Origin of the sequence: Pseudomonas sp. PDM17 (assembly GCF_014851985.1) — a bacterium.
Taxonomy (GTDB): domain Bacteria; phylum Pseudomonadota; class Gammaproteobacteria; order Pseudomonadales; family Pseudomonadaceae; genus Pseudomonas.
Genome location: NZ_JACVAT010000001.1, coordinates 135,254 through 150,352, shown reverse-complemented (window position 1 = coordinate 150,352; position 15,099 = coordinate 135,254). Strand labels below are relative to the sequence as shown.

At 65.9% G+C, this 15,099-nt stretch carries 15 protein-coding genes; 11 read left to right on the top strand and 4 right to left on the bottom strand.

The features are described from left to right. The first annotated feature begins 242 nt into the window (after positions 1–242). Entirely contained in the window at positions 243–617 is a 375-nt protein-coding gene (gene mvaT, locus IB256_RS00710) for a histone-like nucleoid-structuring protein MvaT (RefSeq protein ID WP_045211008.1), read from the top strand. Between the two features lie 69 nt (positions 618–686). On the opposite strand, the gene sbcB is transcribed toward mvaT, so the two are convergent. Then, a complete protein-coding gene (gene sbcB / locus IB256_RS00705) occupies positions 687–2,117 on the bottom strand; it encodes an exodeoxyribonuclease I (RefSeq protein ID WP_192401013.1) in 1,431 nt (476 codons plus the stop codon). Between the two features lie 141 nt (positions 2,118–2,258). Between sbcB and IB256_RS00700 the strand changes: the two genes are divergently transcribed. The 7 genes from IB256_RS00700 (at position 2,259) to IB256_RS00670 (ending at position 10,092) form a co-directional block, all read left to right on the top strand. Further along, complete coding sequence (locus tag IB256_RS00700) at positions 2,259–3,074, top strand: hypothetical protein (RefSeq protein WP_192292167.1); 816 nt, start codon at positions 2,259–2,261, stop codon at positions 3,072–3,074. Between the two features lie 88 nt (positions 3,075–3,162). Next, positions 3,163–3,900: an RDD family protein gene (locus IB256_RS00695; RefSeq protein ID WP_081516313.1), complete on the top strand. Its 738-nt coding sequence runs from the start codon at positions 3,163–3,165 to the stop codon at positions 3,898–3,900. After that, positions 3,897–4,883, top strand: coding sequence for a stage II sporulation protein M (locus IB256_RS00690; RefSeq protein ID WP_192401012.1), 987 nt, complete (start codon positions 3,897–3,899; stop codon positions 4,881–4,883). Before IB256_RS00695 ends, IB256_RS00690 begins: the two co-directional genes overlap by 4 nt. Then, positions 4,870–6,465, top strand: coding sequence for a DUF4129 domain-containing protein (locus IB256_RS00685; RefSeq protein ID WP_192292172.1), 1,596 nt, complete (start codon positions 4,870–4,872; stop codon positions 6,463–6,465). Before IB256_RS00690 ends, IB256_RS00685 begins: the two co-directional genes overlap by 14 nt. Next, positions 6,462–7,751 (top strand): DUF4350 domain-containing protein, encoded by a 1,290-nt coding sequence (locus tag IB256_RS00680; RefSeq protein ID WP_192401011.1) that lies wholly within the window; start codon positions 6,462–6,464, stop codon positions 7,749–7,751. The genes IB256_RS00685 and IB256_RS00680 overlap by 4 nt, the downstream gene beginning before the upstream one ends. Then, a complete protein-coding gene (locus tag IB256_RS00675; RefSeq protein WP_081516317.1) occupies positions 7,748–8,767 on the top strand; it encodes an AAA family ATPase in 1,020 nt (339 codons plus the stop codon). The genes IB256_RS00680 and IB256_RS00675 overlap by 4 nt, the downstream gene beginning before the upstream one ends. Beyond that, a complete protein-coding gene (locus IB256_RS00670) occupies positions 8,764–10,092 on the top strand; it encodes a DUF58 domain-containing protein (protein ID WP_192401010.1) in 1,329 nt (442 codons plus the stop codon). The genes IB256_RS00675 and IB256_RS00670 overlap by 4 nt, the downstream gene beginning before the upstream one ends. Positions 10,093–10,305: 213 nt before the next feature. Here IB256_RS00670 and IB256_RS00665 read toward each other — a convergent pair whose 3' ends face one another. The 3 genes from IB256_RS00665 to IB256_RS00655 all read right to left on the bottom strand — a co-directional run bounded on the left by IB256_RS00665 (position 10,306) and on the right by IB256_RS00655 (position 11,592). Beyond that, complete coding sequence (locus IB256_RS00665; protein ID WP_081516319.1) at positions 10,306–10,665, bottom strand: PilZ domain-containing protein; 360 nt, start codon at positions 10,663–10,665, stop codon at positions 10,306–10,308. A gap of 60 nt (positions 10,666–10,725) precedes the next feature. Next, a complete protein-coding gene (locus IB256_RS00660; RefSeq protein WP_045211031.1) occupies positions 10,726–11,148 on the bottom strand; it encodes a DUF4124 domain-containing protein in 423 nt (140 codons plus the stop codon). Positions 11,149–11,223: 75 nt separating this feature from the next. Beyond that, positions 11,224–11,592, bottom strand: coding sequence for a lipoprotein (locus IB256_RS00655; protein ID WP_045211033.1), 369 nt, complete (start codon positions 11,590–11,592; stop codon positions 11,224–11,226). Between the two features lie 99 nt (positions 11,593–11,691). On the opposite strand from IB256_RS00655, the gene IB256_RS00650 reads away from it, so the two are divergent. The 3 genes from IB256_RS00650 (at position 11,692) to pyk (ending at position 15,084) form a co-directional block, all read left to right on the top strand. After that, positions 11,692–12,516, top strand: coding sequence for a tetratricopeptide repeat protein (locus IB256_RS00650; protein ID WP_192292181.1), 825 nt, complete (start codon positions 11,692–11,694; stop codon positions 12,514–12,516). Positions 12,517–12,618: 102 nt separating this feature from the next. Beyond that, positions 12,619–13,527, top strand: a complete 909-nt coding sequence (locus IB256_RS00645) for a universal stress protein (RefSeq protein WP_192401009.1) — start codon at positions 12,619–12,621, stop codon at positions 13,525–13,527. Between the two features lie 105 nt (positions 13,528–13,632). Continuing rightward, the gene (gene pyk / locus IB256_RS00640; RefSeq protein WP_081516323.1) at positions 13,633–15,084 is read left to right on the top strand and encodes a pyruvate kinase; all 1,452 of its coding nucleotides are present in this window, start codon (positions 13,633–13,635) and stop codon (positions 15,082–15,084) included. The last annotated feature ends 15 nt before the right edge of the window (positions 15,085–15,099 follow it).

Below are 15,099 nucleotides of genomic sequence, written 5' to 3'. Positions count from 1 at the left end.
CATCGCGAAGGCCGCCATTCTAGCGGCTCGAGGGGAAAAGATCAGCCATTGCCGCGGTGCGCCGACGAGAGCCAGTTCGATGCATTGCGAGTGCTGCGATTAATTACCGACGAATGAACTAGTTAAACAAGTCGACAATTACCGACAAAACTTTTCCCAAGCATTTACTTGAACAACTTCGCTGACTATTATGTCTGCTACAAACTTTCCGCCACCGCTGGACCCAGAACAAGGTACCCAACATGTCGCTGATCAACGAGTACCGCGCTACCGAAGAAGCCATCAAGGAACTTCAGGAGCGCCTGAAATCCCTGGAGCAGGACGACAAGCTGAAGAAAGAGCTTGAGTTCGAAGAGAAACTTCGCGCACTCATGGCCAGCTACGGCAAGTCCCTGCGTGATGTCATTGCCCTGCTCGATCCGGACGCGAAGCTGAGCAAATCGCCGCGTGCCGCAAAAGCCACCGTGAGCAAGCGTGCTCGCAAGGTCAAGCAGTACAAGAACCCGCACAACGGTGAAGTGATCGAAACCAAGGGCGGCAATCACAAGACCCTCAAGGAATGGAAAGCCAAGTGGGGCGCCGAGGCCGTAGAAGGCTGGGCCACACTGCTGGGCTGAGCCTTTCCGCCATGAAAAACGCCAGCCTTGCGCTGGCGTTTTTTATTGCCCGTAGAAAAGTGCGCGGCGCTACAGGCTATAGCGCGCGCGCAGCACCTGCGCATACTTGTCCCACTCTTGCAGCACCAGACGGCCGGCCGGCGTGGCATTGACCAGTTGTTCGCTCATTGCCGCGGCAAAGTTATCCAGAGTATTCGGCGCGCCCCACTCGGCCTGACTCAGGCGTGCACGGCAAAAGTCCTGCCATTGTTGCTGTTCCGTGGCACTCAAAGTTTCCGGGAAATTGCGCGCGCGATAACGGAAGAGCAGTTCGGGAAGTCGCGCATCATCGAACGGCCATTGTTCTTTCGCCAACCGCGCAGGGTCGGCCTGGCGCACCTGCTCGCACAATCGGCGATCACGGTCGCCGATAAATCCGTCATACAACTGCTGCTCGGGATCTTCACTGCCGGCGAAACTTTCCTCGGCATACAAGGGCGCGAGTTTGTCCTGCCAGATTGCCTTCGCATCGGCCAGTGTCCGCCCCGCCGCCAGACAAGCCTCGAGGTCCAGGCCGATGCGCTCACGATCCTGCGGGCGCAGTACGGACAGCGGCGCCACCACCGGACATTTGTTGATGTGCAGAAGCTTCAGCGGCACCGGCAGTTCGCCCTCGGCCAGCTCGTCACGACGCGTGTAGAGGCGCTTGCGCAGGGTTTCCGCATCCAGCTCCAGCAAGGGCGAAACATCGGCAGCCAGGTCGCAGACGATCAATGCATTGCGGTTGCGCGGATGCCAGCCCAGCGGCAGCACCACGGACAGGTAATGCCGCGCCCCGGAGAACATGCCGGAGATATGCACCATCGGCTGCAGTACGCGCACCTGGTCCAGCACGCCCTGCTTGCCGCGCAGGCGATAGAGGTAGTCGTAGAGCTTGGGCTGGCGGTCACGCACCAGCCGCGCCAGGGCGATGGTGGCGCGCACGTCGGACAGCGCGTCGTGCGCCTGCCCGTGCTCGATGCCGTTGGCCGCGGTGAGGCGTTCCAGCTTGAGGCTGACGACGCCGTCCTGCTCGGGCCATACGATGCCTTCGGGGCGCAGAGCGTAGGCGGTACGCACCATGTCGATCAGGTCCCAGCGGCTATTGCCGCCCTGCCACTCACGGGCGTAGGGATCGAAGAAGTTGCGGTACAGGCTGTAGCGCGTCACCTCATCGTCGAAGCGCAGGCTGTTGTAGCCCGCCACGCAGGTACCCGGCTGCGCCAGTTCGGCGTGCAGGCGGGTCATGAATTCGGCTTCGCCCAGACCGCGTTCCTCCAGGCGATCCGGGGTGATGCCGGTGACCAGGCAGGCGGCCGGGTGCGGAAGGATATCGTCGCTGGGCCGGCAATAGAGGTTCAGCGATTCGCCGATCTCGTTGAGGTCCTCGTCCGTGCGGATGCCGGCCACCTGCAGCGGGCGGTCGCGGCGCGGGTCGATACCGGTGGTTTCGTAGTCGTACCAGAAGATGCTGGCGTTCATCGTTTTTCCTTGCCTGCAAGCGAGTGCGTCGCAGTCTAACAGTGCGGCCGACCACACTTCCAAAACGCCTCGCTGGCACCTCGCCAGCCCCCGCCTTTATGATGGGCGTCGCAAGGACACCCACTGGAAAGGACTTTCCTCATGCAAGACATCGCTGCACAAAATCCCTACAGCGCTCCGCTGAGCAACCTCGAACCGGGCGCCGCCCAGGGCGCAGTGCCCTCTATCGTCGAGGCCCTGACCCGCGGCTACAACTTCGGCATTGGCGACCTGCTGGGCGAATCCTGGCGCCGCACCAAAGGCGCCAAGGGCCTGATCATCGGCGGCTTCGTGGTCTTCTATGCGGCAATCTTCGCCCTGGTCAACGTGCTCAGCCTGTTCCTCACCGTGGTCGGCGTCGCCGGGATCGCCGGCATGGGCCTGCTCGGCGACAGCGAAGCCGCCGGCGGCATGGCGGTCGGCGCCCTGGTCGCGTTCTTCATCGGCTCCATCGTCCTGAGCTTCGTCGCCACCGCCGTCTGCTACCCGCTGCTGGCCGGCGTGAATATGCTCGGCATCCGCCGCGCGGCCGACCAGCCGCTGCGTTTCAACGAAGTCTTCAGCCACTTCGGCCGCACCTTCCAGGTGGTGGTCTGCGTGCTGCTGAGCACCATCATGATCTTCATCGGCTACTTCCTCTTCGTGCTGCCGGGCATCTACCTGAGCATCGCCTACATGCTCGCCATCCCGCTGGTGGTCGAGCGCGGCCTGTCGCCCTGGGCGGCGATGGAAGTCTCGCGCAAGGCCATTACCCAGCACTGGTTCAAGGTCTTCGGCCTGCTGCTGGTGTTCGGTCTGCTGTTCATGCTCAGCACTCTGACCCTGGGCATTGCGCTGATCTGGGTGTTGCCGTGGCTGATCGTCGCCATCGGCGTGCTCTACCGCACCATCTTCGGCGTGCTGCCGCCGGCCAAGTGATCAAATCGGCCTGAGCCTGCCAGCGCGGTTGCCTCGCCGCACCGCGCTGGCTAGCATCTGGCACCTACGTCATCGACAGCGGTTTCCCTTGAGCCCAGCAGCCCCTTCCTCCAACGCGTCGCCCCACGCGCCCGTCCTGGATACCCGCTACCACGTGGAGACCCCGGAAGGCATCGACCTGCTGCTGCGTCCCGCCGGTGTCGTCCCCCGCGCCCTCGCCTACCTGATCGACCTGGGCATCCGCGTCCTGCTGATGGTCGCGCTGTTCATGCTGCTGGCCTTCCTCGGCGAGCTGGGCACCGGGCTGGGGCTGATCCTCACCTTCATCATGACCTGGTGGTACATGGTGCTCTTCGAAGTGCTCAACCAGGGCCGCTCGCCCGGCAAGCAGATGATGGGCCTGCGCGTGGTGCATGACGACGGCACACCAATCGGCTGGTCCGCCTCACTGTTGCGCAATCTGCTGCGCTTCGCCGACATCCTGCCGTTCGCCTACACACTGGGGCTGCTCAGTTGCCTGTCCAACTCCGCATTCAAGCGCCTGGGCGACCTCGCCGCCGGCACCCTGGTGATCTACCGTGATCCGCCGCCGAGCCGCCCGCAGGTGCCGCAGACCACGCCCGAACTTGCACCCTGGCCCCTGAACCTGGAAGAGCAACGCGCCCTGATGAGCTTCGCCGAACGTGGCACACAGCTTTCGGCGGCGCGCCGTGAAGAGCTGGCCGCCATCCTCGCGCAACCGCTGGGCATTGCGCCCGAGCAGGCCGAAGCACGCCTGAACCGCATCGCCAGCGGCCTGCTGGGCAACGGGACGGGCCACCCATGAAGCAGGCCTTCTTCGAACAGCGTCACCAGGGCAGCTGGAAGCGTTTCGCCAAGCGCCTTGAGCAACTGGAAACCGGCAAGCGCCAGGAATCAAGCGAGAAGCCCGAGGAATTCGCCGCCGACTACCGACGCATCTGCCAGCAGCTCGCTCTCGCCCAGGAGCGCGGCTACAGCAGCCACCTGATCGACCAGTTGCAGCAGCTCGCCATGCGCGGGCACCAGCAGTTCTACCGCCACCGCAGCCACCTGGGCGCACGCATCCTCGGCTTCCTGGTCGCCGGCTTCCCGCGTCTGGTGCGTCAGGAATGGCGCTGCATCGCCATCGCCAGCCTGCTGTTCTACGGCAGCCTGCTGCTGATGGGCGTGCTGGTCTATCACTTCCCCGACCTGGTCTACAGCGTCATGGCGCCGGAGCGGGTGTCCGAGATGGAGTCGATGTACTCGCCGGACACCACGCGCCTGGGGCCGATGAGCACGCGCGACGCCGGCGATGACTGGAAGATGTTCGGCCACTACATCATGAACAACATCGGCATCGCCTTTCAGACCTTCGCCAGTGGCCTGCTCTTCTGCGTCGGCACCCTGTTCTTCCTGCTGTTCAACGGCGTGGTGATCGGCACGGTAGCCGGCCACCTGACCCAGATCGGCTACATCGAGACCTTCTGGTCCTTCGTCATCGGCCACGGAGCCTTCGAACTGACTGCGATCACCTTCGCCGGTGCCGCCGGCCTCAAGCTCGGCTGGGCGCTGCTCTCCCCCGGCCGCCTGAGCCGCCTTGAAGCCTTGCGCCAGGCCGCCGCCCGCGCCGTGCAACTGATCGGCGGAGTGATCCTGATGTTGCTGATCGCCGCGTTCGTCGAGGGCTACTGGTCCTCCGTCACGCACTTCTCGGCGACCGTGAAGTACATCGTCGGCGCCTGCCTGTGGCTGCTGGTGGGCAGCTATTTCCTCCTGGCCGGACGGGGTCGCCATGCGCCTGACTGACGCCAGCGTCGCCATCCGCCCGCGCAGTGCCTGGGAGGCGCTGGACCTCGGCATCCTGCTGGCGCGCCGTCACGCCGGCCTGCTGATGGCCAGCTGGGCGATCGTCACCCTGCCGGTGTTCGTGCTGCTCTCCGTGCTGCTGTGGAACTACTCCAGCTGGGCGGTGCTGATCTTCTGGTGGCTCAAGCCCGCCTTCGAGCGCCTGCCGCTGTACATCCTGTCGCGCTCGCTGTTCGGCGATACGCCGACGCTCAAGGAAGCGCTGCGGGCCTTCCCCGGCCTGCTCAAGTCGCAACTGCTGCCCAGCCTGCTCTGGCGCCGGCTGAGCCCGACGCGCAGCTTCGACCTGCCGGTGCTGCAACTCGAAGGCCTCAAGGGCCAGGCGCGCAGCCAGCGTCTGGTCGTGCTCGGCCAGCGCAATGCCGGCGGCGCCACCTGGCTGACCATTGTCGGCATGCATTTCGAACTGGCGTTGTGGCTGGGCCTTTCCGCACTGATGTACCTGATGCTGCCGCAGCAGTGGGTGGACGACTGGAAATGGCAGTCGCTGATCAGCGTGGCGCAGGGCGACTGGGCGTGGCTGGAGCACGTCAGCAACCTGATCTACGCGTTGCTGCTGATCGTCTGGGAACCGGTGTACGTCGCCTGCGGCTTTACCCTCTACCTCAATCGCCGCACCGAGCTGGAAGCCTGGGACATCGAACTGGTGTTCCGCCGCCTGCGCCAGCGCCTGATCGGCAGCGCCTACGCCCTGCTGCTGGTCGTGGCCGGCATCTTCGCCCTGCTGCCGGCCAACGACGCGCTGGCTGCCGGTTCGGAAACCGGCAGCAAGGCCAGCCAGAGTTGCCCGCTGCCTGACCAGAATCCCGACGGCCCGCAGGGCGCGCGCCTGACCCAGCAGAAACTCAACAGCGAGGACTCCCGCGGCGCCGCGGGAAAGATCCTCACCGCGCCGCCCTTCAAGAACAGCGAGAAGGTCACCAGCTGGCGGCTGCACGAAGACAAGAAAGACCCGAAGCCGGCCGACCCGGACGAGGCCAAGCGGCTGAAGAGCTTCTTCGAGGCGCTGGGAAACTGGAAGGCCTTCAAGTTCGCCGCGCAAGGCATCGAAGTGCTGCTCTGGGGCATTCTGTTCACCGTCGTCGCCCTGGTCATCTGGCGCTACCGCGAATGGCTGCGGCTGTTCGTCGGGCGCATCGGCCTGCCGCAGAAGCCGCGCCGCGAAGCGCCCAGTGTGCTGTTCGGGCTGGACCTGGCGCCGGAAACCCTGCCCAGCGACGTCGCCAGCGAAGCCGAACGCCTGTGGGACGAACAGCCCCGCGCCGCGCTCGGCTTGCTCTACCGCGCCCTGCTCAGCCGCCTGCTGCACGACTTCCGCGTGCCGCTACGCGAGTCGACCACCGAAGGCGAAGTCCTGGTCCGCGTGGCTGACCTCAATGATCCGCCGCTGGACAACTTCGCCCGCAGCCTGACCCAGCAGTGGCAGGCGCTCGCCTACGGCCACCGCGCGCCGCAGGCGGAACTCAAGCAGCAGCTGTGCGGCGAATGGCGCCACCTGTTCGGCAGCGAGGTGCGGGCATGAAGCGCGGCAACATCGCCCTGCTGGTGCTGCTCGTCCTGCTCGTGCTCGGCGGCATCGGCTACTACCTGTACCGCAACCTCGAGCCCTACACCGAGACCGTCGAGCACGGCGCCTCCCCGGAGGCCCGTGCCAATCCCTATCTCGCCGCCGAAATGTACCTGCGCGGTCGCGGCATCCACGTCACCACCGCGCGCGGCATGGAAGTGCTGGACCAGTTGCCGAGCAAGGGCCAGACCTTGATCCTGCTGGGCACCCGCGAGAACGTCACGCCAGCACAGAACGCGCGGCTACTCGACTGGGCCAATCGCGGCGGCCACCTCATCGTCACCGCCGAGAGCCTGTGGGATGAAGACGAAGGCAAGAGCGGCGACGCGCTGCTGGATCAGCTGGGCGTGCAGCAATTCCTCACCTCCGACCTGAAGGACAAGGAGGAGGAGAAATCCACTCCGACCGACGAGAAGTCCGCAGAGGCGTCCGAAGACCAGAAGCAGGACGAAGCCACCAAGCCGGAAGTGGAAGAAGAACATCCGGACCAGGCCTCCAGCGCCCACGACAACGAGGCGACGGAAACAGACCCTTACCCGAACCTGACCAAGCTCTACCTGGAGAACGAGAAGGCCCCGGCCTACTTCGACTTCGACACCGACTACCACCTGTTCGACTCGAAGAACCTCGCCTACGCCTGGGCCAACAGCGCCGACTCCACCCACCTGCTGCAACTGCAGCAGGGCCAGGGGCTGATCACCGTACTCACCGACAACTGGATCTGGCAGAACGGCGAACTCGACGCCTACGACAACGCCTGGCTGCTCTGGTACCTGACCCAGGACAGCGCCGTCACGCTGGTCTACCGCGCCGACGGCACCAGCCTGATGACCCTGCTGATGCGCTACTTCCCCCAGGCACTGCTGGCCGCCGTCCTGCTGCTGGTCCTGGTGCTCTGGCGCAACGGCCTGCGCCAGGGCCCGCTGCAGCCCAACCCGGATCGCAGCCGCCGGCAACTGGAAGAACACCTGCGCGCCTGCGCTGATTTCATTCTCCGCCAGCGCGGCCAGCTCGCCCTGCTGCAGGGCCTGCAACGTGACGTGATGCGCCGGGCGCGGCAGCGCCAGCCCGGCTTCGACCGCCTGCCGGTCGCCGAACAATGGCAAGCTCTGGGCCGCATGACGCGCATGTCGGTCAGCGCCATCAGCCAGGCCATGCGCCCCTATCCGCCAAAGCGCATGGCCGTCGCCGAATTCACCCGCCAGGTCGCGCACCTGCAAAGCCTCAGGAATGCCCTATGAGCGAACAGACGCCCGAACAGCCCGGCACCACCGCCGGCACCGCCCCCAACCCGGGCGCCCAGCGCCAGCGCGCCAGCCAGCTGGCCCAGGCGCTGCGCCACGAACTGCAGAAGGCCCTGATCGGCCAGCAGGAGGTGATCGACGATGTACTCACCGCCCTGCTCGCCGGTGGCCACGTGCTTATCGAAGGCGTCCCCGGCCTGGGCAAGACCCTGCTGGTGCGCGCCCTCGCCCGCTGCTTCGACGGCGGCTTCGCGCGCATCCAGTTCACTCCCGACCTGATGCCCAGCGACGTCACCGGCCACGCCGTGTACGACCTGGCCACCGAGCAGTTCAAGCTGCGCAAGGGCCCGGTGTTCACCCACCTGCTGCTGGCGGACGAGATCAACCGCGCCCCGGCCAAGACCCAGGCCGCGCTGCTGGAAGTGATGCAGGAGCGCCAGGTCACCCTCGAGGGCCGCGCCTTGGCCGTGCCGCAGCCGTTCATGGTGCTGGCGACGCAGAACCCCATCGAGCAGGAAGGCACCTACCCGCTGCCCGAAGCCGAGCTCGACCGCTTCATGCTCAAGCTGCGCATCGACTATCCGCTGGAAGCCGAGGAGCAGACCCTGGTGCGCCAGGTCACCCGTTCCGCGCGCAGCGACATGCTCGACGTGGCGCCGATGCGCGCCCTGCTCAAGGACAAGGACGTGCTGGCCCTGCAGAAGATCGCCGCCGACCTGCCCATCGACGACCAGGTGCTCGACTACGCCGTGCGCATCGCCCGTACCACCCGTAACTGGCCGGGCCTGGCGCTGGGCGCCGGGCCGCGCGCATCCATCGCCCTGGTGCGTTGCGCCCGCGCCCGCGCGCTGCTGCGCAGCGGCGATTTCGTGATTCCGGACGACGTCAAGGGCAGCGCCCTGGCCGTGCTGCGCCATCGCGTGCGACTGTCGCCGGAACTGGAGATCGAAGGCCTGTCGGTCGACCAGGTGCTGCAACAGCTGCTCGACCAGGTACCGGCGCCGCGCGTATGAAGCCATCGCGCGCGCTCCTCGCGCTGCTCGGCGTCCTGCTGGCGATCGCGATCGCCCTGGGCGCCGCCGACGCTCTGGACTCAGGCTCGGCGCTGCTCGGTCGTCTCTGGTGGGGTGCGCTCTGCGCGCTGGCCCTGCTGGCGCTGGCCGATGCCCTCTGGCTACGCCGCACGCCATCGCCCGAGCTGCGCCGCCAGCTGAACGGCAACCTGCCGCTGGGCCGCTGGAGCGAGGTGCGCCTGCAATTCCATCATCGCTACGCACAGCCACAACGCATCACGGTGTTCGACCACCTGCCCGCCGGCATGGACTTCGAATACCTGCCGCAGACCGTGGAGTTGCACCCCGGCGAGCAGACCGAGCTGGGTTACCGCGCGCGCCCGCTGTCCCGTGGGCATTTCGTCTTCCAGCGCTGCGAGATCGAACTGTCCAGCCCGCTGCGCCTCTGGAAGGGCCGGCGCTACCTGGAACAGCGCGACGAAACCCGCGTCTACCCGGACTTCGCCCGCCTCTACGGCGCCGAGCTGATGGCCGTGGACCACTGGCTCAACCGCATCGGCGTGCGCGCCGGGCAGCGCCGCGGGCTGGGCCTGGATTTCCACCAGCTGCGTGAATTTCGCGACGGCGACACCCTGCGGCAGATCGACTGGAAGGCCACCGCGCGCAAACGCACGCCCATCGCCCGCGAGTACCAGGACGAACGCGACCAGCAGATTCTCTTCCTGCTCGACTGTGGCCGGCGCATGCGCAGCCACGACGGCGACCTTTCGCACTTCGACCATTCGCTCAACGCCAGCCTGCTGCTGGCCTACGTCGCGCTACGCCAGGGCGACGCGGTGGGCCTGATGACCTTTGCCGGCGACCAGCCGCGCCATCTGCCACCGGCCAAGGGCAGCGCCCAGCTCACCGCCCTGCTCAACAGCGTCTACGACCTGCGCAGCAGCCAGCGCCCGGCAGACTTCCCCGCCGCCGTGCAGGCGGTGCTCACGCGCCAACGCCGCCGCGCGCTGGTAGTGATAGTGACCAACCTGCGCGACGAGGATGACGAGGAACTGGTGGCCGCGGTGAAACGCCTCGGGCGCCAGCACCGCGTGCTGGTCGCGAGCCTGCGCGAGGAAGTACTGGACCGCCTGCGCCAGGCGCCGGTGGAAAGTTTCGAGCAAGCCCTGGGCTACTGCGGCGCGGTGGATTACCTGAACGCCCGCGCGGGGCTGCACGAGAAACTGGCGGCCCATGGCGTGCCGGTACTCGACACGCGGCCGAGCCAGCTGGGGCCGGAACTGATCAGCCGTTATCTAGGCTGGAAGAAGGCTGGCGCGCTGTAGAACCTGTCCATAATCTGCCTGCGCTGGCCCAAGTGGCGTTGGAATCAGGGGAAAATGCTCATTTAGCAGGCGTAAACTGCGCTTTTTTACCTGATCCCGCCTAACCCGGGCTGCGCTCGGCGAGATTCTGAACAGGTTCTATCCGTGGGCCACAACCGGACGCCGACTCCGTGGCGTCCCACACCGTGCAGATCGGTCAGCGCGTCCTGCGCTTCAGACCGACTCCACCTGCCGGCGAAAACTGAAATAACGGCGCAGCGCGTCGACCAGCTCGACGTACTCCATCGGCGGCGCCGTCAGGCTGAAGCCCGAATCGTAGTTGCCCGGATTGACGTCCTCGCGGCACCACTGGCAGGTGGCGGCGAATTCAATCAGCTGCAGCTTGCCGTCATGTCCGGGAATCTTCAGGCGCATCTCGAAGCGTCCACCCACCAGCATCGGCAGCTGGCTGATCAGGAGCAGCCCATCCAGCGACACGTTGCCCAGGTAACCCATCGGTTTGTCGGTGATGCTGTTGAACACCTTCAGGTAGTAGGGCAGCTGATGGCGCTCGATATGTCGTTGATGACGCATAATGGCGTTTCGCTATGAAATATCGTCCAGTATGACGATGCCGCCCAGGCAGGGCCAGTCCTAACGACAACCTTCCGCCAGCCGTGCGCTAAGCGCCTGACGAGCGGCGTCGAGCTGTGCATCGCTGTAGTAAGTCCTTTCACCACTGCTGGTCTGCGTGAAGTACCGCCCGCCATGACTGAGCGACTCCAGATCACGGCGCCAATTCGCGCACTGCTGGTCCAGCTTGGCTTGCTGCTCCGCCGCCTGGTTCTGGGCAGCGGCGCTTTCATCTCGACGCGCGTCGTAGAAGCGGCGGGTGCGTTCCTCCCGCTCGCGTGTCGCCGCATCCCGTTCGATGACCTGCGGCTTGACCTCGACGCGTTGCGCCCCCGGCGGTGGGGTTTCGCTGAAATGCACCTTTCCCTGAGCGTCGGTCCAGCGGTAGATATCCGCCGATGCCAGCAGGGGGAAACACAAGGCGCAGAGCCACAGGGCACGCATTCGTACCTCCATGCATGATGCACTCAAGAGATTAGCCAGCTATGAGCGGCGCTCAAGTCGGCCCGCGACCGCCGGTCAGGGCGTGGGCGTGTCGAGGCGCAGATCGTTGGGCAGACGGCCATTCAAGCGCAGCGTTTCCAGCCGTGCCTTGGCCCGGTAAGCATACTCACTGGTGGGGTAACGGGCGACGATGAACTGGTAGGTCTGCGCCGCATCGACGTAGAACTTCTCACGCTCCAGGCACTGGCCGCGCAGCATGGAGATTTCCGGCTGGATCCACGGCCGCGCGCGCGCCTTGCGCTCGGTCTCCGAGAGCTCCAGCTGCACGCGCTGGCAGTCACCGCTCTTGTACGCGCGGTAGGCATTGTTCAGGTGATAATTCATCGACCAGCTGGTGCAGCCGGTAACACTCAGCGCCAGCAGCGCGAGGAAAAGGGTTCGCATGGGCATATCCTCCGTTGGGAAGTGTATCGGCCCGTCTTGGCCGTACTGTAGCCCGCCACTAGACTCACGTGGACTTCGCCTCAGCGCAAAGGATCTGCCATGCGTTTCGCACACCCGATTTCTATTGCCCTCCCGTTCGCCGTGCTGCTGCCCTGGCTCACCGCCTGCGCCCCGACCACGCCGTTGTTCGTTGCCCAGATCACCACCGGCGAAGTGGCCGAATACAAGCAGCTCAAGAACAAGCGCATGACCGCTGCCGTGGAAGAGGAAGGCGACCTCCTCACCTACAGCGCCCAGGCCATCCGCGACGGCAAGAGCAGCGAAGCCGAGCAGCTCTACCTCACCGGCTACGACAACACCCGCTACGGCCCCGAGGTGCGCGCCATCGCGCTGTACCAGATCGGCCTGATCTACATGAGCCGCTACAACGACCAGCGCGACGATCAGAAAGCCATGGATTACTTCCAGCGCATCGACCGTGAATTCCCCGGCACCAAGGCCGCCGAACACGCCGATGCCCGCGAACTGATCATCCGCCAGCGTGCCAAGGACCCGGTGCAGAAGACCGCCAGGCAATTGCTGGCCGACTGGCAGCCGCAGTACAACCTCGACCTGAACAAGCCGACCCTCGACCCGGACATGACCCTGCTGTCGCGCCGTGCCGTGCTCAAGGGGCGTGTCGACGAAGCCGCACAACTCTACCTGCTGGGCGCCAACGACCCCGCCATCCCGGCGGACATCCGCGAGAAGGCGCTGTACCAGTTGGGACTGATGTACATGGCGCCGGACAACCCGCACCCGGACCGCGAAAAGGCCATCGCCTACCTGCGCCGCCAGCTCGCCGAATTCCCCAGCGGCGAACTGGCCGACAAGGGCGCCCGGCACCTTGACCGCGCGCTGAACCAGACCTCGCCCCGCAGCTGACAGCAAAGCCTGCGCACCGCTGAGCCACGTCAAGACGCGCGGCGGGCGGCAGTGTCTACGCTTGTGCTCTGCAATGAACGCAGAGCGCGCGAGGACTCCGCCATGAAGCTGCAGCACCTGCTCGTCATCATCGACCCGACCCGCGCAGACCAGCCCGCCCTCACCCGTGCCCGCTGGATCGCCCAGCGCTGCGGCGCGCGCCTGGAGCTGCTGGCCTGCGTGTACAACGCGGCGCTGGACAACGCCCTGCTGCTGGAACGTGGCGACCTCGACGCCGCCCAGCGCAACTTGCTGGACGAGCGTCTGGGCTGGCTGCAACAGCTCGCCGAACCGCTGCGCGAAACCGGCCTCAACGTGCACTGCCAGGTGCGCTGGGGCAAGTCCCTGCACCACCAGGTGGTTCTCCACTGCGAGCAGACCACGCCCGATCTGGTACTCAAGTCCGCGCATCACCACAACCTGCTCAAGCGCCTGTTCCTCACCAACAACGACTGGCAGTTGATCCGTCATTGCCCGCAGCCGCTGTGGCTAGTGCAGCACGGCGAATGGTCGGGGAAGAACCTGTGCGCCGCCGTCGACCCGCTGCACGCCGGCGATACCCCGGCCACGCTGGATCATCGGCTGATCACGGTAGCCCGCGAACTGGAGCAGCGCCTGCAGCTCGACGCCCACTACCTGCACGCTTACATGGCCGTACCGCGCACCCTGGCGTTCAACGCCGAGCTGCTGGCCGACTACGATAACTACGTGCTGCGCACCGAAGCCCACCACCGCGCAGCCTTCGACGCCCTGCTCGCGCACTACCCGCAGATCGATCGCCAGCGCGCGTTGCTGGGCCAGGGCTTCGCCGAGGAAGTGATCCCGGCCTACGTGAAGGACCACGCCATCGACCTGCTGCTGATGGGCGCCGTCGCCCGCGGGCAGCTCGACAACGCGCTGATCGGCCAGACCGCCGAGCGGGTCTTCGAGGAAGTCGAATGCGATCTGCTGGTGATCCGGCCCCGCACCTGAGAGAGCTACCTGAAAGAGTCACCTGAAGAGAGTAAGATGGCGCCCTGGCCGCTCCGGACCTGCTCCGGCGGCGGCCTGACCGCTGCTTTCCCCTAGGAGTCCCGCATGTCCCTTCGCCGCACCAAGATCGTCGCCACCCTCGGCCCAGCCAGCAATTCCCCCGAAGTCCTGGAACAGCTGATCCTCGCCGGGATCGACGTCGCCCGTCTGAACTTCTCCCACGGCACTCCCGACGAACATCGTGCGCGCGCCCAACTGGTGCGCGACATTGCCGCCAAGCACGGTCGCTTCGTGGCGCTGCTGGGCGACCTGCAGGGTCCCAAGATCCGTATCGCCAAGTTCGCCAACAAGCGCATCGAACTGGCCGTCGGCGACACCTTCCGCTTCTCCACCAGCCACCCGCGCACCGAAGGCAACCAGCAGGTCGTGGGCATCGACTACCCGGACCTGGTCAAGGACTGCGGCATCGGTGACGAGCTGCTGCTGGACGACGGCCGCGTGGTCATGGCGGTCAAGGAAGTGAAGGCCGACGAACTGGTCTGCGAAGTACTGATCGGCGGCCCGCTGTCCGACCACAAGGGCATCAACCGCCGTGGCGGCGGCCTCACCGCGCCGGCTCTGACCGAGAAGGACAAGGCCGATATCAAGCTGGCCGCGAGCATGGACCTGGACTACGTCGCCGTGTCCTTCCCGCGTGACGCCAAGGACATGGAATACGCCCGCAGCCTGCTCACCGAAGCCGGCGGCACCGCCTGGCTGGTGGCCAAGATCGAACGCGCCGAAGCCGTGGCCGACGACGAAGCCCTGGACGGCCTGATCCGCGCCAGCGACGCCGTGATGGTTGCCCGTGGTGACCTCGGCGTGGAAATCGGCGACGCCGAGCTGGTGGGCATCCAGAAGAAGATCATTCTGCACGCGCGCCGCTACAACAAGGCAGTGATCACCGCGACCCAGATGATGGAGTCGATGATCCAGAACCCGATGCCGACCCGCGCGGAAGTCTCCGACGTGGCCAACGCCGTGCTCGACTACACCGACGCCGTGATGCTCTCGGCCGAATCCGCCGCTGGCGAATACCCGGTGGAAGCGGTCAAGGCCATGGCGCGCATCTGCGCCGGCGCCGAGAAGCACCCGACCACCAAGAAGTCCAGCCACCGCCTGGGCCAGACCTTCGAGCGCTGCGACGAGAGTATCGCCCTGGCGGCCATGTACACCGCCAACCACTTCCCGGGCATCAAGGCGATCATCTGCCTGACCGAAAGCGGTTACACCCCGCTGATCATGTCGCGCATCCGCTCCTCGGTACCGATCTTCGCCTACTCCCCGCACCGCGAAACCCAGGCCCGCGTGGCGCTGTTCCGTGGCGTGGAGACCATCCCGTTCGACCCGGCCGCCCTGCCGCCGGAGCGTGTCAGCCAGGAAGCCGTCGACGCGCTGCTGCAGCGTGGCGTGGTGACCAAGGGGGACTGGGTGATCCTGACCAAGGGCGACAGCTACACCGCCCAGGGCGGCACCAACACCATGAAGGTGCTGCACGTGGGCGACCTGCTGGTCTGATCCTGCTGTAAAGGC